This window comes from Pseudomonas sp. Z003-0.4C(8344-21), assembly GCF_900104975.1.
GTDB lineage: Bacteria > Pseudomonadota > Gammaproteobacteria > Pseudomonadales > Pseudomonadaceae > Aquipseudomonas > Aquipseudomonas granadensis.
Genome location: NZ_LT629756.1, coordinates 1,747,876 through 1,771,437, shown reverse-complemented (window position 1 = coordinate 1,771,437; position 23,562 = coordinate 1,747,876). Strand labels below are relative to the sequence as shown.

Here is a 23,562-nt window from a genome sequence, read left to right as displayed (position 1 = left end):
GGGAACTGACCGAGTTGCCTGTGCGAACTCCGTGAACCTGAGACGTCGAGTCGAACTCTGGTTCCGAAGTGCCCACGATCGGCTCCCTCTCCTGGGGAGAGGGCTGGGGTGAGGGGCAGTCTCACCGCGATATCCAAGCCGTACCAGGCACCAACAAAAAGCCCCGCATCTGCGGGGCTTTTTATTCAGGCGGCAGACTTGGCCTTGATCCTCTTCAGCTCTTCATCGCGCAATTCGCGGCGCAGGATCTTGCCGACGTTGGTGGTCGGCAGCGCATCGCGGAACTCCACCGAACGCGGCACCTTGTAGCCGGTGACGTTGGCGCGCATGTGGTCCATGACCTGTTCCTTGGTCAGGGTCACGCCCGGTTTGGCGACGATGAAAATCTTGATCGCTTCACCCGACTTGTCGTCCGGCACGCCGATGGCCGCGCATTGCAGCACGCCCGGCAAGGTCGCCAGCACGTCTTCCAGCTCGTTCGGATAGACGTTGAAACCGGAGACCAGAATCATGTCTTTCTTGCGATCGACGATGCGCATGTAGCCGTCCGGCTGGATCAGTGCGATGTCGCCGGTTTTCAGCCAGCCATCGCTGTCGAGCATTTCATCGGTGGCTTCCTGACGCTGCCAGTAACCCTTCATCACTTGCGGGCCCTTGACGCACAATTCACCGATTTCACCCAGCGGCTGCTCGACACCGGCATCGTCGATGACCTTGCACAGGGTCGATGGCACGGGAATGCCGATGGTGCCGATCTGGATGTGCTGGATCGGGTTGACCGTGGCCACCGGGCTGGTTTCGGTCATGCCATAACCTTCGCAGATGGCGCAGCCAGTCACCGCTTTCCAGCGTTCGGCCGCAGCCAGTTGCAGGGCCATGCCGCCGGACAGGGTGACCTTGAGTGCAGAGAAATCCAGCTTGCGGAACGCTTCGTTGTTGCACAGCGCGACGAACAGGGTGTTGAGGCCGACAAAGCCGCTGAACTTCCACTTCGACAGCTCCTTGACCATCGCCGGCAGGTCGCGCGGGTTGCTGATCAGGATGTTGTGGTTGCCGATCAGCATCATCGCCATGCAATGAAAGGTGAACGCATAGATGTGGTACAGCGGCAGCGGGGTGATCAGGATCTCGCAACCTTCATTGAGGTTGGAACCCATCAGCGCCTTGCATTGCAGCATGTTGGCGACCAGGTTGCGGTGGGTCAGCATCGCGCCCTTGGCCACGCCGGTGGTGCCGCCGGTGTATTGCAGCACCGCGACATCACCGCTGTGGGGATTGGCTTCGGCCACAGGCTGACCGTGGCCCTTGCTCAGCACGTCGTTGAACTTGACGGCTTTGGGCAGGTGATAGGCCGGCACCATCTTCTTCACGTACTTGATGACGCTGTTGATCAGCAGGCGCTTGAGCGGCGGCAACAGGTCGGCGACTTCGGTGACGATGACGTGCTTGACGCCGGTCTTCGGCACCACGGCTTCGGCCAGGTGCGCCATGTTCGCCAGGCACACCAGCGCCTTGGCACCGGAGTCGTTGAATTGGTGTTCCATTTCCCGCGCCGTATACAGCGGGTTGGTGTTGACCACGATCAGCCCGGCGCGAATCGCACCGAAGACAGCGACCGGGTATTGCAGTACGTTGGGCAGTTGCACGGCAATTCGATCGCCGGGCTGCAAATCGGTATGCTGTTGCAGATACGCGGCAAACGCCCCGGACAATTCGTACAATTCACCGTAGGTGATCGTCTTGCCGAGGTTGCTGAAAGCCGGTTTGTTGGCGAAGCGCTGGCAGGATTGCTTCAACACTGCCTGAATGTTCGGATACTCGTCCGGATTGATGTCGGCAGCGATTCCAGCCGGGTATTTATCCTTCCAAAAGTCTTCGATCATGGAAGCCCACTCCTCAGCAACGCGAATTCTTCACCGCATTTGATGCGATTATTATTGGTGTGTGTTTTGTATTGGTGAATCTGGCTTTTACACAGGCCGAGAAGTCACAAAGCGCGCCGAGAGTAGCAGCTTTGCCGAGGGTCGACTAGAGCCAAAAGCGGCCCCTACAGTCATATTGATGACTCAAGACTATCTAGCAGTCATTTTAGAGCAAAAATCCTAGAACCCCTTGAAAGCCCCGGTTTTCATGGGTGCCAAACAAAATCGCGAGCAGGCCCACTCCTACAGAGATTACATGCAATCCCTGTAGGAGTGAGCCTGCTCGCGATCCGCGCCGAGCGCGGCCATTCACCGGTCAGGCGATATCCCGCAACTCCCGCCGCAGAATCTTGCCGACAGGCGTCATCGGCAATGACTCACGCAAGACGATGTGTTTCGGCACCTTGTAGGCGGTGAAATTCTCTTTGCAGTAGGCCTTCAGCTCTTCGAGGCTGACACCGTTTTCCCGCGCCACCACAAACAGCTTCACCGCCTCGCCCGAGCGCTCGTCCGGCACGCCAATCACCGCGCAGTTGGCGACTTTGGGGTGGGCCATGACCACGTCTTCGATTTCGTTCGGGTACACGTTGAAGCCGGAGACGATGATCATGTCTTTCTTGCGATCGACGACGCGCACAAAACCATCCGGCTCGATCACCGCGATGTCGCCGGACTTGAACCAGCCTTCGGCATCCAGCACTTCGGCGGTGGCTTCGGGCTTGTTCCAGTAGCCCTTCATGATTTGCGGGCCCTTGATGCACAGCTCGCCGCGCTCGCCCAACGGCTGCTCGGCGCCGTCGTCACTGATCACTTTCAACAGCGTACCGGGCACCGGCAAGCCGACCGTGCCCAGGCGCGATTGGTCGCCGTACGGGTTGGTGCAGGCCACCGGCGAGGTTTCGGTGAGGCCGTAGCCTTCGGTGATGCGGCAACCGGTGACCTGCTCCCAGCGCTCGGCCGTGGCCTTGACCAGCGCGGTACCGCCGGAGTTGGTGAGTTTCAGGCTGGAGAAATCCAGCGTCTTGAAATCCGGGTGTTCCATCAGCGCCACAAACAAAGTGTTCAGGCCCAGCAATGCCGAGAAGCGCCAGTTTTTCAGTTCCTTGATGAAGCCGGCAATGTCCCGCGGGTTGGTAATCAGAACGTTGTGGTTGCCCGAGACCATCATGCACATGCAGTTCGCGGTGAACGCATAGATGTGGTACAGCGGCAGCGGCGCCACCATCACTTCCTGGCCTTCACGCAACAGCGGCTGGCCGTCCGGACCGAGTTGCGCGAGACAGGCGCGCACTTGCTGCATGTTGGCGACGAGGTTGCCATGGGTGAGCATCGCGCCCTTGGCCAGGCCAGTGGTGCCTCCGGTGTATTGCAGCACGGCGATATCGTCGAGCGTCACGTTGAGCGGTTTGATCCCCAGGCCGCGGCCCAGGCGCAGTGCGCTTTTGAAGGAGATCGCCTGTGGCAGCGAGTAGGCCGGGACCATTTTCTTCACTTTGCTGACCACGGTGTTGACCAGCCAGCCCTTGGCGGTGGGCATCAGGTCGCCCATCTTCGCTTCGATCAGGTATTGAATGTCGGTGTCGGGCAGCACTTCCTGGACTTTCTGCCCGAACACGTTGAGGTACACCAGCGCGCGGGCGCCGGAATCCTTGAACTGGTGACGCATCTCCCGCGCGGTGTACAGCGGGTTGGTGTTGACCACGATCAGCCCGGCGCGCAAGGCGCCGAACACGGCAATCGGATAATGCAGGACGTTGGGCATCTGCACTGCAATGCGATCCCCCGGAACCAGATCGGTATGCGCCTGCAGGTAACCGGCGAACGCGGCACTCTGGCGTTCAAGCTCGGCGTAGGTCAGCGTGATGCCCATGTTGCTGAACGCCGGGCGATCAGCAAATTTCTTGCAGGAACGCTCGAACACTTCGATCACCGACTTGAACTCAGTCATGTCGATGTCCAGCGGTACGCCGGCCGGGCGTTTGTCGTTCCAGAAATCAGGTTGCATTGTTGTTGTCCTCTTTACCTGAGCCGATCCGGGAGCCGCTTCTGTCATTTCTGAACAAGCGGAGCTTCACGGACACTAGCAGCTATGGCCATTCAGGCAAATATGAGCAAAGCCGTCATTGATCGTGTGAATCTTCCTGCCGTGGCGTGGGCTGATCAGACGCGCTATACAATGTGCGGACTCTGAGCAAAGGAAGCGCCATGATCCACGACACCTTCTGGCTGGACGCGAGTGACCGCAGCCGGCTCTTCGTCAATCAATGGCTGCCCGCGGGGCCGTTGAATGCGCTGATTCTCGTGGCCCATGGCATGGCGGAACACAGCGGCCGCTATGCACGCCTCGCTGAAACCTTTTGCGACAAAGGTTATGGCGTATACGCACCGGATTTGCGTGGCCATGGCAGAACCGCCAGCCAAGGCACTCTCGGCCATTACGCCGATGCTGACGGTTGGTGCAAAGTCCTCGGCGATCTGGCCAGCCTCAACCAACACATCGGCCAGCAACACCCCGGCGTGCCGATCATTCTGCTTGGGCACAGCATGGGCAGCTACCTCGCCCAGGGTTATCTGCTGCACCACAGCGCCAGCCTGCACGGGGCGATTCTCAGCGGCTCGAATTTTCAACCGGTTGCGCTGTACCGTGCCGCGCGGCAGATCGCCCGCCTGGAAAAACTGCGTCAGGGTGGCAAGGGTCGCAGCGCATTGATCGAGTGGCTGTCGTTCGGCTCGTTCAATAACAGATTCAAACCAGTGCGCACACCATTCGACTGGCTCAGCCGTGACCCGGCCGAAGTCGACCGCTACATCAGCGACCCGTTGTGCGGCTTTCGCTGCACCAATCAATTATGGATCGACCTGCTCGGCGGCTTGCAGCAGATCAGCAAAGCGTCCAATCTCGCGCAGATCGATCCGGGCCTGCCGCTGCTGGTCATCGGCGGCGAATGTGATCCGGTGAGTGAGGGCAAGCGTCTGACAGATCTGGCCAATGCCTTGCGCACGGCCGGCAGCCAGCACCTGCAACTGAAGATCTACCCGCAGGCCCGGCACGAATTGTTCAACGAAATCAACCGCGGCGAAGTGATCGCCGATGTGCTGGCCTGGATCGATCAGGCCCTGAGCCATCCGCGCCCGCAACGCAGCGAATAATTTTTGCGGATTGACTGAATCCGCCACAGGAATCGACACCGATGACCCAGGTTACCAACATCCCTTACGAAGCCCTCGAAGTCGGCCAGACCGCCAGCTACAGCAAGACCGTCGAAGAGCGCGACATTCAACTGTTCGCCGCGATGTCGGGGGATCACAACCCGGTGCACCTGGACGCCGAGTTTGCCGCGGCGAGCATGTTCAAGGAGCGTATCGCCCACGGCATGTTCAGCGGCGCGCTGATCAGCGCGGCGGTAGCGTGCGAGCTGCCTGGACCGGGGACTATTTATATCGGCCAGCAGATGAGCTTTCAGAAGCCGGTGAAGATTGGCGACACGTTGACCGTGCGCCTGGAAATCCTTGAGAAGCTGCCGAAGTTTCGCGTACGCATTGCCACTCGCGTGTTCAATCAGCGGGATGAGTTGGTGGTGGATGGCGAGGCGGAGATTCTCGCGCCACGCAAGCAACAGACGGTGACGTTGCCGACGTTGCCGCCCATCAGTATTGGCTGATGGATGGTGGGGTGTCAGGTAGATTGCTTCCCCCCTCACCCCAGCCCTCTCCCCCAGGGGGGCGAGGGGGAAAGGGAGCCGATCTTCATGGCTTTCAAATCCTGAGTTCGACTCGGTATTTCAGGTCAGCATAACTTTGAAGAGCAGCTCGGTCAGTCCCCTCTCCCTCCGGGCGGTCCGACGTTTCGGGAGGGTTAGGGTGAGGGGCCTTTCAGCCAGGCACAAAAAAACGCCAGACACGCTGGCGTTTTTTATCAGGCGCCTAACCCTTACGAGTTAGCGCGAGCCTGGTTACGCAGGGCTTTCACTTGGTCGTGGTTGCGTTGTACGCCGTGGTACTGACGCTCAACCAGATCCTTGATACCCACCAGGTTGTGCTTGTTGATCTTCTCGATCGCTTCGCGATAAGCCTTCAGCGCATGGTCTTCACCGCGCTCGGCTTCGTTCAATACAGCCTCTTCGTCCTTGCCGGTGAACATGGCTTTGACGTCGACCCAACGACGGTGCAGATCACCGCTCACGCTGGTCGAAGTTTCCGGATCGCCACCCAGCGAACGCACTTGCGCCTGCAACTCGGCAGCAGCAGTGGCGCAGTCGGCGGAGCGCTGCACGAACAGGGTTTTCAGCTCTGGGTGCTTGATGTCTTCGGCGCAAGTCTTGAACCCTTCCTGACCGTCCTTGCAGGTTTCAATCAGGTCGTTGAGTACAGAAATGGCTTCTTTGTTTACGTCAGTCATTTTCCAATTCCTTGCGGTTGGTTGAAGATGCAAGGAATATTGCAGTGTGCGTGCCAGCTTCGCTTTCAAAAATAAATCGTTTAATTTCAGTAAGTTATAAAACTTTGAACCATCTGTATGCTGGTGTTTTGCATGATCTGTCATTTGGCCTGCATGCAGAATGCCTGTATTTTGCAGGTTGCTATGAAGCCAGACGAAAACCGATGAATCCTGAAAAACTCGAATTGCTGATCACCCGCGAAATGCCCTTCGGCAAATACAAGGGGAGGATCATCGCTGACCTGCCGGGCCCTTACTTGAACTGGTTCGCCCGCGAAGGTTTTCCTCACGGCGAGCTGGGTGGTTTGCTCGCTCTGATGCACGAAATCGACCATAACGGCCTCTCCGATCTGCTCGAACCGCTGCGCGCCAAACATGGCAAACCTGCCCCGCGCCACTGATGCGCCCTCCTCTTCTCTGAGCTCGTTGATCATGCCCGATAACACCCGCCGCGCCCGTGACGAAGCCTTCTGGCGAACATTCGCCGACCGTTACGATGTTCAACCTGGCCCCGTGAACCTGGAGAACGGTTATTTCGGGCGCATGTCGCGTACGGTGATCGAGGAATACCAACGCAATATCGAGCTGATCAATACCAGCAATTCGGTGTACGTGCGCCAGCGTTTCGAGCAGCACGACAACCTCGATATCCGTGCACAACTGGCCGAACTGATCGGCGTGCATGCGCAGAGCCTGGCGTTTACCCGCAACGCCACCGACGGCCTGCAATCGCTGATCCGCAACTACAACCGTTTGCAGCCTGGCGATCAGGTGCTGATCAGCGATCTGGAATACGACACGGTCAAAGGCGCCATGCGTTGGCTCGCCAGACAGCGCGGCGCCGAGGTGATCGAGATTGCCCATGCGCACCCGGCCAGTTTCGACAGCCTGTTGGAGACGTACCGCGAGGCGTTCACTCGCCAGCCAAAACTGAAATTGATGGCGCTGACTCACGTCACCCACCGCACCGGTCTGGTCATGCCGGTAGCGGCCATCGCTGCGCTGGCGAAAGAACATGCCGTCGACATCATCCTCGACGGCGCCCACGCCCTTGGCCAGATCGATTTCGATCTCGACGCGCTCGGCATTGCGTTCGCCGGCTACAACCTGCACAAGTGGATCGGCGCCCCGCTGACGCTCGGCTTCCTCTACATCGCGCCGCAACGTCTGGCTGATATAGATCCCGACATGGGCGAGATGCATTTCCCGGCCAACGACGTACGTGCACGCACCTCCTACAGCACGCCGAACATACCGGCGCTGATGACCTTGCCGCTGGTGTTCGAGGAACACGCTGCGCTCGGTGGTGCCGCCGCCAAGGGTGCACGCCTCAATTACCTGCGCAATCTCTGGGTCAGTGCGGTGCGGCATTTGCCGGGCATCGAAGTGATGACCCCGGACGATCCGCGCCTGTATTGCGGCATCACCTCGCTGCGCTTCACCCGCCACGACGATCAACAGGCGATGGCCAAGCGACTGCTCGACGATTACAACCTGTTCACCGTGGTCCGCCACGGCGCCGCCAGCGGACCGAGCATCAGAGTGACACCGGGGCTGACCACCACTGCGGCAGACATGGAGCGGCTGGTACGCGCGCTGCACGAACTGCGCTAGAACGGCGTGATGGGCTGCTTGTCGTAGCCCGCCACGCCGATCTGCGATGACAAGGCAAAGGTGTCGACGCCGATCGTCAGGCTGCCGTAGTGGCCGTCATCCAGGCCATGGTCTGTGATCGGTCGTAGCGCCAGTTGCTCTGCATCTTCATCTGCAACTGCGCAATTACAGACACCGGGTAGATGCACGCGGCCTGCCCAGGCCTCCTGATAGAGCTGCGGTTGTTGATCGTCGCTGGCGATGGCGACACTCAGAGCGAGGCAAGGCAAGGCGCGTTGCCGATCCGGGTAGAGACTGGTGAAACGAACGATGCCCTGACTGTCAGTCGACTGAGCGCCACACAATGTGTCGGCGCCAAGTTGCTGTTCGATCCGCACCAGCGCGCCGACAATCGGCTCGCCGGTCATTGCATCGACCAATGCCAGCCGCAACATCAATGGCGGCCCTTCGAGGCCTCGGCTGATGTTGCGCACGCTTGGCGGGATTGCGTGCTGATAGAAACTGCGAGAAACGGGCAACTGCCGCCGAGGCAGAGATTCGATTGATAAGGCTACAGATTGATGGTCGTCCATGAGGCGTTCTCTCTTCCGTAAGATGAACGCAGATTAGCGCCACGCCAAAACGACCGTGCGGTAACTGTGTATCGCGTGATGTCCTGGCCCTTTTTCAAGGCAAAAAAAACGGTGCACCGACCAAGCGCACCGTAAAGCCGTAGAACACACAACGAAGTGTCAGGTAACAATTGAATCCGGCGGTATCAGTCCAGCAGCGCCAGGGCTTCGGCGGTGCACTCCTGAATACGTGCCCAGTCGCCGTTCTTGATCCATTCCGGATCGAGCATCCAGCTACCGCCCACGCACATGACGTTTTTCAGCGCCATGTAACTCTTGATGTTGGCCGGGCCGACGCCACCGGTCGGGCAGAATTTCACTTCGCCGAACGGACCGCCAAGGGCCTTGATCGCCGCCACGCCGCCGCTGACTTCCGCCGGAAACAGCTTGAAGCGGCGATAACCCAGACCGTAGCCTTCCATGATGCCGGAGGCATTGCTGATGCCCGGCAACAGCGGAATCGGGCTGTCGACGCTGGCTTCGAGCAGGTCACGGGTAATGCCCGGGGTGACGATGAATTGCGAACCGGCCGCTTCCGCCGCCGCGAGCATGTTGCGATCGAGCACGGTGCCGGCACCGGTCATCAGTTCCGGACGCTGCTCGCGCAGGATCTGGATGGCCTTGAGGCCGAACTGTGAACGCAGGGTCACTTCCAGCGCGGTCAGGCCACCGGCGGCAAGCGCGTCGGCCAGCGGCAGCACGTCCTGTTCGCGGGCGATGGTGATCACCGGCAGGATCCGCGCCTTGGCGCAGAGGCTGTCGATCAGGGCAACTTTGTCCGCCATGGAAACGGTCGGGGATGCGATTGTCATAGCGGCTGTTCCTTGGCTCATGGGCACCAGTAAATCTCTAACGTAGGTTGCAGGAATGCGCGCACCGGCATGGCCGCGACGTCATCGGATGCCAGCGCGGCATTCAGGGTGGTCAGTTTCGATTGACCGGAAATCGACAGGATCTTGTGTCTGGCCGAAGCCAGCAGCGCCCGGCTCATGGTCAGGCGTTGACGCGGCACACTCGGCGCCAGCATCGGCCAGCAACGGCGCGTGCCGTCGGCCTGCAAGGCTTCGGTCAGATTGGGGCTGTCGGGGAACAGCGACGCGGTGTGGCCGTCGTCGCCCATGCCCAACACCAGCACGTCGATCGGCGGCAGCTCGGCGAGCAAACGGTCAGCCTGCTCGGCGGCCTGCTCAACGTTGGCTGCCGCGCTGTAGAGGTTGAGGAATTGCGCCTTGGCCGCCGGCCCTTTGAGCAGGTATTGCTTGAGCAGGCCGGCATTGCTGTCGGCGTGCTCGATCGGCACCCAGCGCTCGTCGGCAAGGGTCACGACGACTTTCGACCAGTCCAGATCCGCTTTCGCCAGATGCTGAAAAAACGCCACTGGGCTACGACCACCGGAGACCACCAATACCGCGTTGCCACGCGCGCCGATGGCTTCGCGCAATTGCGCGGCCACGTTCTGGGCCAGACCTTCGGCCAACAACACCGGGCTGTTGAATTGGTGGGCATTTACGCCCGCTGGCAGTTGCACATCAGATATCGCCATACCACGACCTCCCGTCCCGCGTGATCAGTGCGATGGAGCTCATCGGCCCCCACGACCCGGCCGCGTACGGCTTGGGCGCGTCACCGGATTTTTTCCACCCGGCGATCAACTGGTCACACCACTTCCACGCGGCTTCGATTTCATCTTTACGGACAAACAGGTTCTGATTGCCGTTCATCACTTCCAGCAACAACCGCTCGTAGGCATCGGGGATCCGCGCGCTACGCCAGGTGTCGGAGAAATTCAGTTGCAGCGGCCCGCTGCGCAGTTGCATGCCTTTGTCCAGACCCTGCTCTTTGGTCATCACGCGCAAGGAAATGCCTTCGTCCGGCTGCAGGCGGATGATCAGTTTGTTGCTGATCTGCAGGCGCTGCTCCGGGGCGAAAATGTAGTGCGACGGTTCCTTGAAGTGGATGACGATCTGCGACAGCTTCTGCGGCATGCGCTTGCCGGTGCGCAAATAGAACGGCACGCCGGCCCAGCGCCAGTTGCGGATGTCGGCACGCAGAGCGACGAAGGTTTCGGTATCGCTCTGGGTATTGGAATTCGGTTCTTCGAGGTAACCCGGAACGGATTTGCCTTCGCTGTGGCCGGCGATGTACTGGCCGCGCACCACTTGCGTGGTGAGGCCTTCCGGGCTGATCGGCGCCAGCGCCTTGAGCACTTTCACTTTCTCGTCACGGATGCTGTCGGCGGACAGGTCGGCCGGCGGGTCCATGGCGATCAGGCAGAGCAGTTGCAACAGGTGATTCTGGATCATGTCGCGCAACTGGCCAGCCTTGTCGAAGTAGCCCCAACGGCCTTCGATGCCGACCTTCTCGGCCACGGTGATTTCCACGTGGGAGATGTAATTCTGGTTCCACTGGGTTTCGAACAGGCTGTTGGCGAAACGCAGGGCGATCAGGTTCTGAACGGTTTCTTTGCCCAGGTAGTGGTCGATACGGTAGGTGCGGTCTTCCGGGAAGAACTGCGCCACGGCGTCATTGACCTTGCGCGAAGATTCGAGGTCGGAGCCGATCGGCTTTTCCAGCACCACGCGGGTGTTCTCGGCCAGACCGACTTTTTCCAGGTTCTCGCAGATCGCGCCGTACACCGCTGCCGGTGTGGCGAAGTAGGCAATCATGCGTTGGCTGCTGCCGGCCATTTCCGCCAGCGCAACATAGTCTTCAGCCTTGAGGAAATCGACGTGCAGATAGGTCAGGCGCGCGAGAAAGCGCTCGGCCACGGTTTCGTTCAACTCTTTGCCGACGTAGCGGCGCAGTTCGGCGGCGATGAACGCCATGTGTTGCTGCTCGCTGCCGGCTTCACGGGCCAGCGCGATGATGCGCGTGTCCTCGTGCAACAGGTCGGCGCCATCGAGGTGATAAAGGGCAGGAAACAGCTTGCGCAGGGCGAGATCGCCAAGGGCGCCGAACAAGGCAAAGGTGCACGGCTCAACCGTAATCGAAGGCATGATGTTTGTTCTTTTATCAAGTTAAGCTACAAATACCTTTTTTCAAGGCATCACTCAAGGGAAAATGTAGTAATAACTACAACATTTTCGCAAAATACAGATTCCGAGTGGTGGACGCTCGGACGCATCAGTAGGATAGGCCACCGTTACGGGCCATATCAAAGGCCCAATTTGCATAGCCCGGCGCACCTTGCGTCGGTGAATCAGGAATTCCATATGGACCGCGTGCGAAATTTACTGGAACAGATCCAGAGTCGCCTTGAAGAGCTGAACAAGGCCGAACGTAAGGTCGCCGAGGTGATCCTGCTCAACCCGCAGCAGGCCACCCGCTTCAGCATCGCCGCCCTCGCCCAGGCAGCGTCGGTGAGCGAGCCGACGGTCAACCGCTTCTGCCGCTCGTTCGGTGTCAGCGGCTACCCCGAACTCAAGCTGCAACTGGCGCAGAGCCTGGCCAGCGGCGCGGCGTACGTCAGCCGCGCGGTCGAGGCCGACGACAATCCCGAAGCCTACACGCAGAAGATTTTCGGCAGCGCCATCGCCTCGCTGGACAGCGCGTGCCAGGCACTCGACCCAAACCTGATCAGCCGCGCCGTCGACCTGTTGATCCAGGCCCGGCAGATCCATTTCTTCGGCCTCGGCGCCTCAGCCCCGGTGGCGCTGGATGCGCAGCACAAATTCTTCCGCTTCAACCTGGCGGTGACCGCGCATGCCGATGTGCTGATGCAGCGGATGATTGCTTCGGTGGCGCACACCGGTGAGCTGTTCGTGATCATTTCCTACACCGGGCGCACCCGTGAGCTGGTGGAAGTGGCACGTATCGCTCGCGAGAATGGCGCGTCGGTATTGGGCCTGACCGCGGAGAATTCGCCGCTGGCCAAGGCCAGTACGTTGAGCCTGAATATTCCGCTGCCGGAAGACACCGACATCTATATGCCGATGACCTCGCGGATCATTCAGTTGACCGTGCTGGATGTGCTGGCGACGGGGATGACCTTGCGCCGTGGCGTGGATTTCCAGCCGCATCTGCGCAAGATCAAAGAGAGTTTGAATGCCAGCCGGTATCCGGTTGGAGATGAGTTCAACTAATCCGGATTCTCCACGCGCTGATCGACCGCCATCGCGAGCAGGCTCACTCCTACATTTGAAGATGCGTTCCCCTGTAGGAGTGAGCCTGCTCGCGATGAGGCCATCAGCAACAACAGAAAATCAAGCCGCCGTCCACGCCTGCAAACTCAAATGCGCCTTCTCCCCTGGCGCCAGATGCAGGCTGTCGGTCCCGCCCGCCGCCGCTTCCACGCAGACAAACTCGGATATCTCGTCCCAGCTCACCCCGAGCAACGGTCGCGCGCCCGGGTGCCACACCACGGTGTCGCCGCTGTCGCCGGTATCGATGCACAACTCGCGCTGCCAGGCGTGATCCTTGAGCTGCAATTCGCCGTCATGCTGGAACACCCGCTGACAGCCGCCCTCCACGCGCAACTCGCCTTCCTGCTGGCAAACCTGGCGATTCAACTGGTCATAACCCTGCGCGCCTTCGAGCCCAGACAGCGCTATCTCACCGACATCGCCAATACGCCAGTAGGCATGCAAAGCCTGGCTCAGCTGGCACGGCATGTCGTCCTGATGCTCGGTGCTCAGGCGTAATTCCATGCGTTCGCCCAGATGTGCATGCAGGTCGACCTGCCAGTCGCACAGTTGCAATTGCCAGTGCAGACGCACGCCATCCTCGGCGCTGCTGCTGTCGAGCAGTTTCCAGTCGAGCAATCGTGCCCAACCATGCGACGGCCACGCATTTTCGCTCGGATGGCGGCCATACCATGGCCAGCACACCGGCACGCCGCCGCGGATCGCGCCGACATGCGGCCACTTCGCCGCGCACCACAACCACGGTTTTTGCCCGCGCGGCTGAAAGTGCAGCAATTGCGCGCCCTGCCGGCTGAACACCGCCTGACACAACGGATGATCGATCACCAGCACATCGCGCAGCTGATAGCGTTCCCAAGCGAACACCGGTCGTTCGCGCAGGGATTTGAAGAAGCGTTGCAGCGGATGCTCATGCATTGGCCACGGTCCTGAAATCGTTGGGCTGCGCCCTGCCCCAAAAAAAAGCGGACAGCCTGGGCTGTCCGCAAATATGCGCACATAGAGAGGAGCTTATCGCAGACGCGTTAGAACGTTGACTGAATTTTCAGGCCAGCGACCAAAGCGTTGTCCACTTCATCCACACCGCCTGGATGAGTGATGTATTGCAGGTTGGGACGCACGGTCAGCCAGTTGGTGACGTGGAAGCCGTAGTTGAGCTCGTAGTTGTATTCGGTTTCACGAATCGGCGAGAACGCGGCGTTGTCGTAGTCGGAAACACCGTTGGAAGCGTTCAGCAATTCGGCATTGCGCTTCACGTCCTTGTTGACGTGGATACGCGCTGCGCCAATACCGATGTCATCTTTCGGACGGGCATCGAACGGACCTTTGTAGACAAACATCACCGACTGGTAGTTGTCGATGAAGTTGGTGTCCTTGTCGTGGAAGGTCGCGTTGGCGGCGATGTTCAGACCGCGAGTGGCGTCACCGTTGTGGCTGGTGAGTTGCTGTTGCGCGACGAACCAGTAACCGCTTTTGCTGTTGTGCGACTTGTAGGAGTCGCCCGTGGTCGCTGCGTCGAAACCGTTGACGTCCTCACGAACGTCGTCGGCATCAGCCGTGCTCTTGTAGTAACCGACGCGGTATTCGCCCGGCAGGCTGTTGACCTTCGGCGACCAGACCAGTTCGACTGGCAGAACAGTACCCTTGGTGCCGCTGCCGCTGAGTTTGAAGCCGTTGCCGTGTTCCAGCTGCGACGGGTTCTGGTTGTACGCACCGATCTGCGCGTAGAGCTCGTCGTTGATGTTGTACTTCACACGAATCGCGGCTTGGCTGACCGGCCAGTTGTACCAGATGTTGGTCGCCCAGTTACCCACTTGCGAACCGCAGAACGCGAGGTTCTGGAAGTCGCACGGGAAGGTGTTGAAGTCTTCGCCTTCACCGAAGTAACCGGCCTTGACGTCGAGTTTGTTGTCGAAGAACTGGTGCTGAATCCACAACTGGGTCAGGCGCACCATGTGCCCACGGCCGTAGACTTCCTGCGAGGAGCTGAGGGTGCCGGCACGCGGATCGCCAACGCGGTCGTTGGAGATGTTGTAGCCGTTACGGTTGGTCAGCTGGATCTTCGCCTGGGTGTTATCCCAGCCCCACAGCTTTTGCAGATCGAGTGCCACGCCCAGACCGAACTGGTCAGCGTAACGCGCAGTCTTGTCGTCGTTGTAGCCACCGTTCAGGTTGCCACCGACTTCCCCAACGTAGTCAGCCTTGATGTCGATACCCTGCTCGATCAGCCTGGTCCGCTCACCGCCCCAGTCACCGGTCATCCATTTGGAGTCGGAGCTGAACGCATCCGCCGCCATCGCGTTACCGGCCAGCACCAGTGCTGCCGCCGCAGAAACCTGGCAGATCAACCGGGCATTGACGTGTTTCTTTTTCATCCCTACATCCTCGTCTTTATTGTTATTAACTGTTTTTATCTAACGCGGTTTACATAAAGTGCGACGAATGACAGGCCATTCGCCGCGTGCTCCTTTTTTGTGGAACCGACCCATGTGGGAGCTGGCTTGCCAGCGATGCAGGCAACTCGGTCCGTCGTCGAATCAGGTTGATGCCATCGCTGGCAAGCCAGCTCCCACAGGACAGCATTCCAGCCTTGTTTTTCAGCGGCCTTTGAATTGCGCCACGTTCGCAGACCGCGCATCGGCCTGTGGTTGACCGGCAGTGCCGAGGCGCTCACCGGTTTTGGCATCGAACAACAACACTTTCGACGGATCGAACTGCAGCGTCAGGCTCTCGCCCACCTGCGGTGCCACGTCTGGCGCCAGTCGGCAGCAGACTTTGGTGTCATTCAAATTGACGAACACCAGGGTGTCCGGACCGGTCGGCTCGGTGACCTGCACTTCAGCGCGAATGCTCGGCAGGCCATTGCCCTCGCCGTTCGCCAGACAGATCTGCTCAGGGCGCAGGCCGAGGATCACTTCGCGATCTTCAAGCCCGGCGTCCTGCATGCTCATCGGCAATTCACAACGCGCCTGACCGCTGTCGAGCAGCGCCAGCAGGCGCCCATCCTTGCGCTGCAAGCGCAGCGGAATGAAGTTCATCGGCGGCGAGCCGATGAAGCTGGCGACGAACAGGTTGGCCGGATCGTTGTAGATATCCTTAGGGGTGCCGAACTGCTGAATGATTCCGTCTTTCATCACCGCGACTTTGTCGCCCAGGGTCATCGCTTCGATCTGGTCGTGCGTCACGTAAACCGTGGTGGTTTTCAGACGCTGGTGCATCAGTTTCATTTCGGTGCGCATCTCGACGCGCAGCTTGGCGTCGAGGTTGGACAGCGGTTCGTCGAACAGGTAGATCTTCGGCCGACGTGCCAGCGCACGGCCCATCGCCACGCGCTGTTGCTGCCCGCCGGAGAGCTGGCCCGGCTTGCGATTGAGCAAGTGTTCGATCTGCAGCAGCTTGGCCACACGGGCGACTTCTTCGTCGATCGCTGCCTGCGGCATCTTGCGGATCTTCAGGCCGAACTCGATGTTCTCGCGCACGCTCATGGTCGGGTACAGCGCGTAGGACTGGAACACCATGGCGATGTCACGATCCTTGGGGCTCATGCCGCTGACGTCCTGATCACCGATCATGATCGCGCCGCCGGTGATGGTTTCCAGGCCGGCGATGCAGTTCATCAAGGTCGATTTACCGCAACCCGACGGGCCGACGAGGATCAGGAATTCGCCGTCCTTGATCGACAGTTCGATGTTCTTCAGGGTGTCCGGCAGACCGGCACCGTAAGTCTTGTTGACGTTGCGAAGTTCGAGCGTTGCCATGATTACCCCTTGACCGCGCCGGCCGTCAGCCCGCGCACGAAATACTTGCCTGCGACCACATAGACCAGCAGGGTCGGCAGGCCGGCGATCATCGCCGCTGCCATGTCCACGTTATATTCCTTGGCGCCGGTGCTGGTATTGACCAGGTTGTTCAGCGCCACGGTGATCGGCTGCGAATCGCCGCTGGAGAACACCACACCGAAGAGGAAGTCGTTCCAGATCTGGGTGAACTGCCAGATCAGGCAGACCATGATGATCGGCGTCGACATCGGCAGAATGATCCTCCGGAAAATCGTGAAGAAACCGGCACCGTCCAGTCGCGCAGCCTTGACCAGCGCATCGGGAATGCTCACGTAGTAGTTGCGAAAGAACAGCGTGGTAAACGCCAGACCGTAAACCACGTGAACGAAAACCAGGCCGGTGGTGGTGCTTGCCAGGCCCATCTTGCCGAGGGTGAACGAGGCCGGCAGCAGCACGGTCTGGAACGGCAGGAAGCAGCCGAACAGCAGCAGACCGAAGAACAGTTGCGAACCACGGAAGCGCCACATCGACAGCACATAACCGTTCAACGCACCGATGGCGGTGGAGATGATCACGGCCGGAACGGTGATCTTGATCGAGTTCCAGAAATAACCATCAACCGTGGCCCAGGCCTTCACCCAGCCGATGCCGCTGACCACGGTCGGCCAGCTCAGCAGGTTGCCGGTGCTGATGTCTTCCGGGGTCTTGAAGCTGGTCAGCAGCATGACCACCAGCGGCACCAGATACAGAATCACCGCGAAAATCAGCACCGCGTAAATGGCGATGCGACTGAAGCTGATCGCAGGTTTGGCAGCGAGACTAGTCATTGCGCTTGGTCCTCAGCTCGGAATACAGGTAAGGCACGATGATCGCGAGGATCGCACCGAGCATCAGAATCGCACTGGCCGAGCCCATGCCCATCTGGCCGCGACTGAAGGTGAACGAATACATGAACATCGCTGGCAGGTCGGAGGAATAACCCGGACCGCCCGCGGTCATCGCGGCGACGAGGTCGAAGCTCTTGATCGCGATGTGCGCCAGAATCATCACCGCACTGAAGAACACCGGGCGCAGGCTTGGCAGCACCACTTTCCAGTAGATGCGCGGCATGCTCGCGCCGTCGATCTGCGCAGCACGAATGATCGATTGATCTACGCCACGCAGACCGGCGAGGAACATCGCCATGATGAAGCCCGAGGCTTGCCACACAGCGGCGATCACCAGGCAGTAGACCACGCGATCCGGGTCGATCAGCCAGTCGAGACGGAAGCCTTCCCAGCCCCAGTCACGCAACAATTTGTCCAGGCCCATGCCCGGGTTGAGCAGCCATTTCCACGCGGTACCGGTCACGATCATCGAGAGCGCCATCGGGTACAGGTAAATGGTGCGGATAAAGCCTTCGCGACGGATGCGCTGGTCGAGGAATACCGCCAGCAGCACACCGATCACCAAAGTGATGCCGATGAACATGCCGCCAAATACCGCAAGGTTCTTGCTCGCCACCCACCAGCGGTCGTTGTCGAACAACCGGGCGTATTGCGCCAGACCGGCCCATTTGTAGTTGGGCAGAAAAGTCGACGTAGTGAACGACAGAATGAACGTCCACAGGATGTAGCCATAGAAGCCCACCAGCACGATGAACATGCTCGGCGCCAGCACCAGTTTCGGTAGCCAGCGCTGCAATGCATCGAACGGCGAGGCCTTGCTGAACACAGCAACAGAACTCATGAGCAAATCCACAAAAGAAAGAGAAGAACAGCTACTAGCTGCAAGCTGCAAGCTGCAAGCTGCAAGACCAACATCGCGCAAGCTTTTAACTTGCAGCTTGAAGCTCGTAGCTTGCAGCTCGCCGCTAAGGCGCCTATTTGGCTGACTGAACCGCCGCGCCGAGTTTCTTCGCCGCATCGGCCGGGTCGGCTTTAGGGTCGTTGATGTAGTTGGTGACTACGTCAAAGAACGCGCCCTGCACCGCCAGCGTGGTCGCCATGTTGTGCGCCATGCTTGGTTGCAGGCCGCCGGACTTGGCGTCCGCGAGGAAGTCCTTGGCAGCGGTCTGGGCGCAGGAGTCGAAGCCGAGCTTGTCCATGTTGTTCAACATGTCGTTGCGTACCGGGATCGAGCCTTTGTTGATGCTGAAGACTTTCTGGAAGTTTTCACCCAGCACGACTTTGGCGATGTCTTGCTGACCGGCCGCGGTGCCCGCGTCCTTCTGCTTGAACACGGCCAGCGAGTCGATGTTGTAGGTGAATGCTTTGTCGGTGCCCGGGAACGCTACGCACTCGTAGTCCTTGCCGGCGACTTTCCTGGCGGCGGTCCATTCGGACTTGGCCCAGTCACCCATGATCTGCATGCCGGCCTTGCCGTTGATGACCTTGGCCGCTTCGAGGTTCCAGTCCTGACCTTTGCCATCAGCGTCCATGTAGGTCGCGACTTTTTTCAGCTCGGTCAGCGCCTTGACCATTTCCGGGCCGGTCAGCGCTTTGTTGTCGAGATCAACCAGGGCTTTCTTGTAACCATCGACACCCATGACCGAAAGCACCACGGCTTCGAACACGGTGCTGTCCTGCCAAGGCTGACCGCCGTGGGCGAGCGGAATGAAGCCTGCGGCTTTCAGCTTGTCGCCGGCGGCGTAGAACTCTTCGAGGGTGGTCGGGTTCTTGGTGATCCCGGCTTTCTTGAACACTTCCGGGTTGATCCACAGCCAGTTGACACGGTGAATGTTCACCGGCACGGCCACGTAATCACCGTCGTACTTGACGGTGTCGGAGACTTTCTTGTCGAGCAGGCTGTCCCACTTTTCCGACTTGGCAACGTCTTTCAAAACGTCGGTGTCGAGCAGGCCGGTCGATGCCCATTCCTGGATATCCGGGCCTTTGATCTGGGCAACGCCCGGCGGGTTGCCGGCAACGGCGCGGCTTTTCAGCACGGTCATGGCAGTCGCACCGCCACCACCGGCGACAGCGCCGTCCTTCCAGGTGAAACCGTCTTTTTCGACTTGAGCCTTGAGCACATCGACAGCGGCTTTTTCGCCACCGGAGGTCCACCAATGCACGACTTCGACCGAACCTTTGGATTCGGCAGCGGAAACACTGAGCGGCAGGATTGCGAGCGGGAACAGGGAGGCGACAGAAATGACAGTAGCGAGGCGAGAAATCGCATTCATTCGAGATGTACCTTTCTTGTTGTTATGCATTGCAAGTCTGGTGCTTGCGCTGCACGGAGTTTAAACAGAGCGTTTCCCTTCGCAGGTAACGAAGGGACGCGTAAATGTCACGACATGGTTACACAGGACTGCCTTGGGATAACTGCGCCAAAGCCGTGGCCATGCTCGGTGCCAGCGGCAATCGTGGAATCAAAACGGCCTGCCAGGCGTGATACAGATCAGGCTTGCCCGGCCAGATATCGGCACTTGGCTGGTTTTGCGGATTGAGTTCGTGATGCCAGCTGCCGTTGCAGCGGTCGATGAATTGCAGTTCGCAGAATTCCCAGAACAATCGGTACCAGGTCTCGTATTGGGCATCACCGGTGCGCTTGAGCAAGGCGCTCGCGGCGGCGCTGGCTTCGGCGTGGGTCCAGTGCAAACGATGGCGGACCACCGCTTTGTTGTCCCAATCGAGGGTGTAAACGATGCCCGGCGCACCGTCGACGTTCCAGCCGTGGCGGCAGTTGTTCTCGAACAGTTTTTGCGCATCAGTGGCGAGCCAGCCCGGCGTGAGCATGCCGGCCTGGACCCGCGCCGCTTCGAGGTGCAGCAGCAGCCGCGCCCATTCGAACCCGTGGCCCGGCGTGGTGCCGTAAGGACGGAAGCCATCAGCAGGATTGTCGTGGTTGTAATCGCGCAGCGGCTGCCAGTCGCGGTTGAAGTGCTCAATAACCATGTAATCGTTGGCCGCAGCGTGACCATGAATCACGCGTTCAACGATGCGCTGGGCGCGCACCAGCCAGCGCGGGTCTTCGGTGACATCGGCCAACGCGAGGAACGCTTCGGTCGCGTGCATGTTGCTGTTGGCGCCACGGTAGGCTTCCTCTTCGCTCCAGTCGCGGTTGAAGAATTCACGCATGGCGCCCTCTTCTTCGCTCCAGAAATACGTGTCGATGATGTCGATCGCATCATCCAGCAAAGCCTGGGCGCCGGGCCGTTGTGCAACCACGGCAGAACTGGCGGCCAACGCGACAAAGGCATGCAGGTAGGCATTCTTGCCGGTGTTGTCGTCGCGATATTCGGCGACCGCAAACCAGCCACCGTGCAGCGCATCACGCAACGGCCCGCGCAACGCGGCAATGCCGTGGTCGACCAGTTCGGCAAACCCCGGCAGGCCCTGGATATGCGCCATGGCGAAGCTGTGGGTCATGCGTGCGGTGTTCATGGTTTCGGCTTGCGCATTGGCCGGTAATTGGCCGCGCTCGTCGAGGTTGCCGAAACCTTCGGGAAGTCTTGCTGCCTTGGCGAAATCCAGCAGGCGCAGGCCTTCGGCGGCGAGCCATTGCTGGTGGGCAGGCGCGTTCAGCCAACTGCTGAAGCCTGGGTGAAAGGTGTCCATGGAGTGACCCTTTTTTGTTGTTAGGACTGCGGGCAGTCTAAACAACGGGCCGGGGTGGGCTTGTAACGAAGGGGACGTGGTTTGTCACTGATCCGTGACAAAACGCAGCGAAAGCACCCTCACCCCAGCCCTCTCCCGGAGGGAGAGGGGGCCGAATGGGGGATGCTCGAGAGATGCGCCGAGATGGGAGTTCTTCAGCGAATCCTTAATCGACACGGTGCTTCAGGTCGATGCGTGACGCGAGACAACCCGGTCAGTTCCCTCTCCCCTGGGAGAGGGCTAGGGTGAGGGGCTCTTCAGGGGCTAATCCACAGATCTAGGCAACTGCAACGTCACCCGCAACCCACCCTCACGCAGATTCTGCAACGTCACTTCCCCACCATGGCTGTGGGCAATATTGCGCGCAATGCCCAACCCCAGCCCATAACCCTGCTGCTGCCCGGCCAAGCGAAAATGCGGTTCGAACACCTGCTCCAGACGCTGCTCCGGCACGCCCGGGCCTTCGTCGTCGACATGCAGCACAAACGCGCTTTCATCATCATCGATGTGCAGATGCGCGTTCTGCCCGTACTTGAGCGCGTTATCGATCAGGTTACCGATGCAGCGTTTCAACGCCAGCGGCTTGCCCGGATACGCCGTCAGCGCGCGGCCGTGTTGGGTCACGCGGCCGTTGCCATTCGGCGCCAGATACGGCTCGACCAGGCAATCGAGCACATGGTTGAGGTCCACCGGCTCGATGTTCTCGTGGATATCGGTGTCCTTGACGCATTGCAGCGCGCCTTTGACCAGCAGTTCCAGCTCATCCAGATCACGGCCGAACTTGGCTTGCAGCTGTTCGTCTTCGAGCAGTTCGACGCGCAAGCGCAAGCGGGTGATCGGCGTGCGCAGGTCATGGGAAATCGCGCTGAACAACTGGCTGCGCTCGGTCAGGTAGCGGCTGATGCGTTCGCGCATGGTGTTGAATGCGCGGCCCACTTCGACCACTTCGCTGCCGCCGCCCTCGGCCACCGGTTCGACGTCGGCGCCCAGCGACAGATCCCGCGCCGAGCGCGCCAGACGCTTGAGCGGGCGGCTCTGCCAGTGCACCAGAAGCCCAATGAACAACAGCAGAAAACCGCTGGTGAGGACGATGAACCACACCTGCTGCGACGGCAGGCCTTGTTCTTCGAGACTGGTGTAGGGCTCGGGCAACAGCGAGGCGATGTACAGCCATTCGCCCGGGGCCATTTGAATCTGCGTGACCAGCACCGGCGGATTGACCGGCTCGAGCGTCAGCGCGTAATGCGCCCACGAGCGTGGCAGCTCATCGAGCTTCAAGCCGGCATTGAAAATGCGCAGGTCCTCGGGGCTGACGAACGTCACCGAAATATCCGTGTCATGGCCCAGGGTCTGGCGCAGCACTTCATCCACCGCTTGCATCACCGCCGCTTTACGCGGGGTGACCGGCAGCACGTCCATGCCCAGCGGCTTGTCATTCAGGGTCACGACGAAACGCGTACCGCCCATGCTGCGCAACTGATCGAGTACCAGCGGCCGGTACGCCACCGGCAGCGAGCGAAAATAGCTGACGCTGGCGGTCATCGAATGGGCCAGGCTGCGGGCGCTGGTGACCAGCCCTTCGAGCTGCGTCGCGCGCAGCTGCGAAACCCAGATCACGCTCGACAGGGTTTGCGCAAACAGCACTGCGAGCAGGGTCAACAGCAGCATGCGTCCGAGCAGCGAACGCGGCACCGGGACTTTAGCGGCGAGTCTGCGCAGCGACTCAGTGAGCATTGCCGGCAACCACGTTGGCTGCCAGTTGATAGCCGCTGCCGCGCACGGTGCGGATCAGTCGCGGCGGTTTTTCGGTGTCACGCAGACGCTGGCGCAAACGGCTGACGGCCATGTCGACAATCCGGTCGAGCGGCATCAGGTCGCGGCCACGGGTGGCATTGCCAATGGTGTCGCGGTCGAGGATTTCCTGCGGGTGATCGAGGAACAGTTTCAGCAGCGCGAAATCGGCACCGGAGAGAATCACTTCCTCGCCGTCGGTGTGAAACAGCCGATGACTGACCATGTCCAGCCGCCACTCATCAAAAGCCAGCACTTCACTGCCGCTGCGTTCGTGCGCAAATTGCGCGCGGCGCAGCAGAGCCTTGATCCGCGCTTGCAGTTCGCGCGGGCTGAACGGTTTGCCGAGGTAATCGTCGGCGCCGAGTTCCAGACCGATCACGCGGTCGGCTTCGTCGGAACTGGCGGTCAGCATGATGATCGGCACCTGCGCCTGACGCGGATGCTGGCGCACCCAACGGCACAGGCTGAAGCCGTCTTCGTCGGGCAGCATGACGTCGAGAATCACCAGATCGCTCGGCGCCTCGTTGAGCGCCTGACGGAAACTGGCCCCGTCGGCGGTGGCGCGTACCTGAAACCCGGCGCGGGTCAGGTAGGTTTCCAGCAACTCGCGTATCTCCTGATCGTCATCGACCAACAATATCGACTTGTTGACTGAGCTCACTTCGAAGGCATCCTTGTTGTTGGA

General features: G+C 60.0%; 21 protein-coding genes. 5 read left to right on the top strand and 16 right to left on the bottom strand.

What is annotated here, in order from left to right:
* Positions 1 to 185: 185 nt before the first annotated feature.
* Entirely contained in the window at positions 186 to 1,883 is a 1,698-nt protein-coding gene (gene fadD1, locus BLU24_RS08155) for a long-chain-fatty-acid--CoA ligase FadD1 (protein WP_093099075.1), read from the bottom strand.
* Between the two features lie 355 nt (positions 1,884 to 2,238).
* Complete coding sequence (gene fadD2 / locus BLU24_RS08150) at positions 2,239 to 3,927, bottom strand: long-chain-fatty-acid--CoA ligase FadD2 (RefSeq protein ID WP_093099072.1); 1,689 nt, start codon at positions 3,925 to 3,927, stop codon at positions 2,239 to 2,241.
* 200 nt (positions 3,928 to 4,127) lie between these two features.
* On the opposite strand from fadD2, the gene BLU24_RS08145 reads away from it, so the two are divergent.
* Both BLU24_RS08145 and BLU24_RS08140 read left to right on the top strand, forming a co-directional pair.
* On the top strand, positions 4,128 to 5,072 hold the full coding sequence (locus BLU24_RS08145) for an alpha/beta hydrolase (RefSeq protein ID WP_093099069.1): 945 nt from the start codon (positions 4,128 to 4,130) through the stop codon (positions 5,070 to 5,072).
* 41 nt (positions 5,073 to 5,113) lie between these two features.
* A complete protein-coding gene (locus BLU24_RS08140; RefSeq protein ID WP_093099066.1) occupies positions 5,114 to 5,584 on the top strand; it encodes a MaoC family dehydratase in 471 nt (156 codons plus the stop codon).
* Positions 5,585 to 5,853: 269 nt separating this feature from the next.
* Here BLU24_RS08140 and BLU24_RS08135 read toward each other — a convergent pair whose 3' ends face one another.
* Entirely contained in the window at positions 5,854 to 6,321 is a 468-nt protein-coding gene (locus BLU24_RS08135) for a ferritin-like domain-containing protein (RefSeq protein WP_090285529.1), read from the bottom strand.
* Positions 6,322 to 6,524: 203 nt separating this feature from the next.
* Here BLU24_RS08135 and BLU24_RS08130 point away from each other — a divergent pair, with 203 nt between their 5' ends.
* Positions 6,525 to 6,761, top strand: a complete 237-nt coding sequence (locus BLU24_RS08130; protein WP_025112833.1) for a DUF3820 family protein — start codon at positions 6,525 to 6,527, stop codon at positions 6,759 to 6,761.
* A 31-nt stretch (positions 6,762 to 6,792) separates the two neighbouring features.
* Positions 6,793 to 7,974, top strand: coding sequence for an aminotransferase class V-fold PLP-dependent enzyme (locus BLU24_RS08125; protein WP_093099063.1), 1,182 nt, complete (start codon positions 6,793 to 6,795; stop codon positions 7,972 to 7,974).
* Here BLU24_RS08125 and BLU24_RS08120 read toward each other — a convergent pair.
* The 4 genes from BLU24_RS08120 to zwf all read right to left on the bottom strand — a co-directional run bounded on the left by BLU24_RS08120 (position 7,971) and on the right by zwf (position 11,581).
* Positions 7,971 to 8,546: a hypothetical protein gene (locus tag BLU24_RS08120; protein ID WP_093099060.1), complete on the bottom strand. Its 576-nt coding sequence runs from the start codon at positions 8,544 to 8,546 to the stop codon at positions 7,971 to 7,973. The two genes, BLU24_RS08125 and BLU24_RS08120, sit on opposite strands and share 4 nt — an antisense overlap.
* 185 nt (positions 8,547 to 8,731) lie before the next feature.
* Positions 8,732 to 9,397 carry a bifunctional 4-hydroxy-2-oxoglutarate aldolase/2-dehydro-3-deoxy-phosphogluconate aldolase gene (locus BLU24_RS08115; protein ID WP_090285536.1) on the bottom strand — a complete coding sequence of 222 codons (666 nt, stop codon included), beginning with the start codon at positions 9,395 to 9,397 and terminating at the stop codon, positions 8,732 to 8,734.
* 17 nt (positions 9,398 to 9,414) lie between these two features.
* The gene (gene pgl / locus BLU24_RS08110) at positions 9,415 to 10,128 is read right to left on the bottom strand and encodes a 6-phosphogluconolactonase (RefSeq protein ID WP_093099057.1); all 714 of its coding nucleotides are present in this window, start codon (positions 10,126 to 10,128) and stop codon (positions 9,415 to 9,417) included.
* Positions 10,115 to 11,581: a glucose-6-phosphate dehydrogenase gene (gene zwf / locus BLU24_RS08105; RefSeq protein WP_093099054.1), complete on the bottom strand. Its 1,467-nt coding sequence runs from the start codon at positions 11,579 to 11,581 to the stop codon at positions 10,115 to 10,117. Before zwf ends, pgl begins: the two co-directional genes overlap by 14 nt.
* Before the next feature lie 225 nt (positions 11,582 to 11,806).
* On the opposite strand from zwf, the gene BLU24_RS08100 reads away from it, so the two are divergent.
* Positions 11,807 to 12,667, top strand: coding sequence for a MurR/RpiR family transcriptional regulator (locus tag BLU24_RS08100; RefSeq protein WP_169842436.1), 861 nt, complete (start codon positions 11,807 to 11,809; stop codon positions 12,665 to 12,667).
* Positions 12,668 to 12,787: 120 nt separating this feature from the next.
* On the opposite strand, the gene BLU24_RS08095 is transcribed toward BLU24_RS08100, so the two are convergent.
* The 9 genes from BLU24_RS08095 to BLU24_RS08055 form a co-directional block, all read right to left on the bottom strand.
* The gene (locus tag BLU24_RS08095; protein WP_093099051.1) at positions 12,788 to 13,642 is read right to left on the bottom strand and encodes a D-hexose-6-phosphate mutarotase; all 855 of its coding nucleotides are present in this window, start codon (positions 13,640 to 13,642) and stop codon (positions 12,788 to 12,790) included.
* A 107-nt stretch (positions 13,643 to 13,749) separates the two neighbouring features.
* Complete coding sequence (locus BLU24_RS08090) at positions 13,750 to 15,099, bottom strand: carbohydrate porin (RefSeq protein WP_093099048.1); 1,350 nt, start codon at positions 15,097 to 15,099, stop codon at positions 13,750 to 13,752.
* A 222-nt stretch (positions 15,100 to 15,321) separates the two neighbouring features.
* Positions 15,322 to 16,482 carry an ABC transporter ATP-binding protein gene (locus BLU24_RS08085; RefSeq protein WP_090285548.1) on the bottom strand — a complete coding sequence of 387 codons (1,161 nt, stop codon included), beginning with the start codon at positions 16,480 to 16,482 and terminating at the stop codon, positions 15,322 to 15,324.
* A 2-nt stretch (positions 16,483 to 16,484) separates the two neighbouring features.
* Entirely contained in the window at positions 16,485 to 17,330 is an 846-nt protein-coding gene (locus BLU24_RS08080; RefSeq protein ID WP_090285550.1) for a carbohydrate ABC transporter permease, read from the bottom strand.
* Complete coding sequence (locus BLU24_RS08075; protein ID WP_042607263.1) at positions 17,323 to 18,231, bottom strand: carbohydrate ABC transporter permease; 909 nt, start codon at positions 18,229 to 18,231, stop codon at positions 17,323 to 17,325. The genes BLU24_RS08080 and BLU24_RS08075 overlap by 8 nt, the downstream gene beginning before the upstream one ends.
* A 133-nt stretch (positions 18,232 to 18,364) precedes the next feature.
* Entirely contained in the window at positions 18,365 to 19,666 is a 1,302-nt protein-coding gene (locus tag BLU24_RS08070) for an ABC transporter substrate-binding protein (RefSeq protein ID WP_093099046.1), read from the bottom strand.
* A gap of 118 nt (positions 19,667 to 19,784) precedes the next feature.
* Positions 19,785 to 21,044: a D-mannose isomerase gene (locus tag BLU24_RS08065; protein ID WP_093099044.1), complete on the bottom strand. Its 1,260-nt coding sequence runs from the start codon at positions 21,042 to 21,044 to the stop codon at positions 19,785 to 19,787.
* Positions 21,045 to 21,347: 303 nt separating this feature from the next.
* A complete protein-coding gene (locus tag BLU24_RS08060; RefSeq protein ID WP_093099042.1) occupies positions 21,348 to 22,817 on the bottom strand; it encodes an ATP-binding protein in 1,470 nt (489 codons plus the stop codon).
* Positions 22,807 to 23,538 carry a response regulator gene (locus BLU24_RS08055; RefSeq protein WP_090285558.1) on the bottom strand — a complete coding sequence of 244 codons (732 nt, stop codon included), beginning with the start codon at positions 23,536 to 23,538 and terminating at the stop codon, positions 22,807 to 22,809. Before BLU24_RS08055 ends, BLU24_RS08060 begins: the two co-directional genes overlap by 11 nt.
* Positions 23,539 to 23,562: the final 24 nt, after the last annotated feature.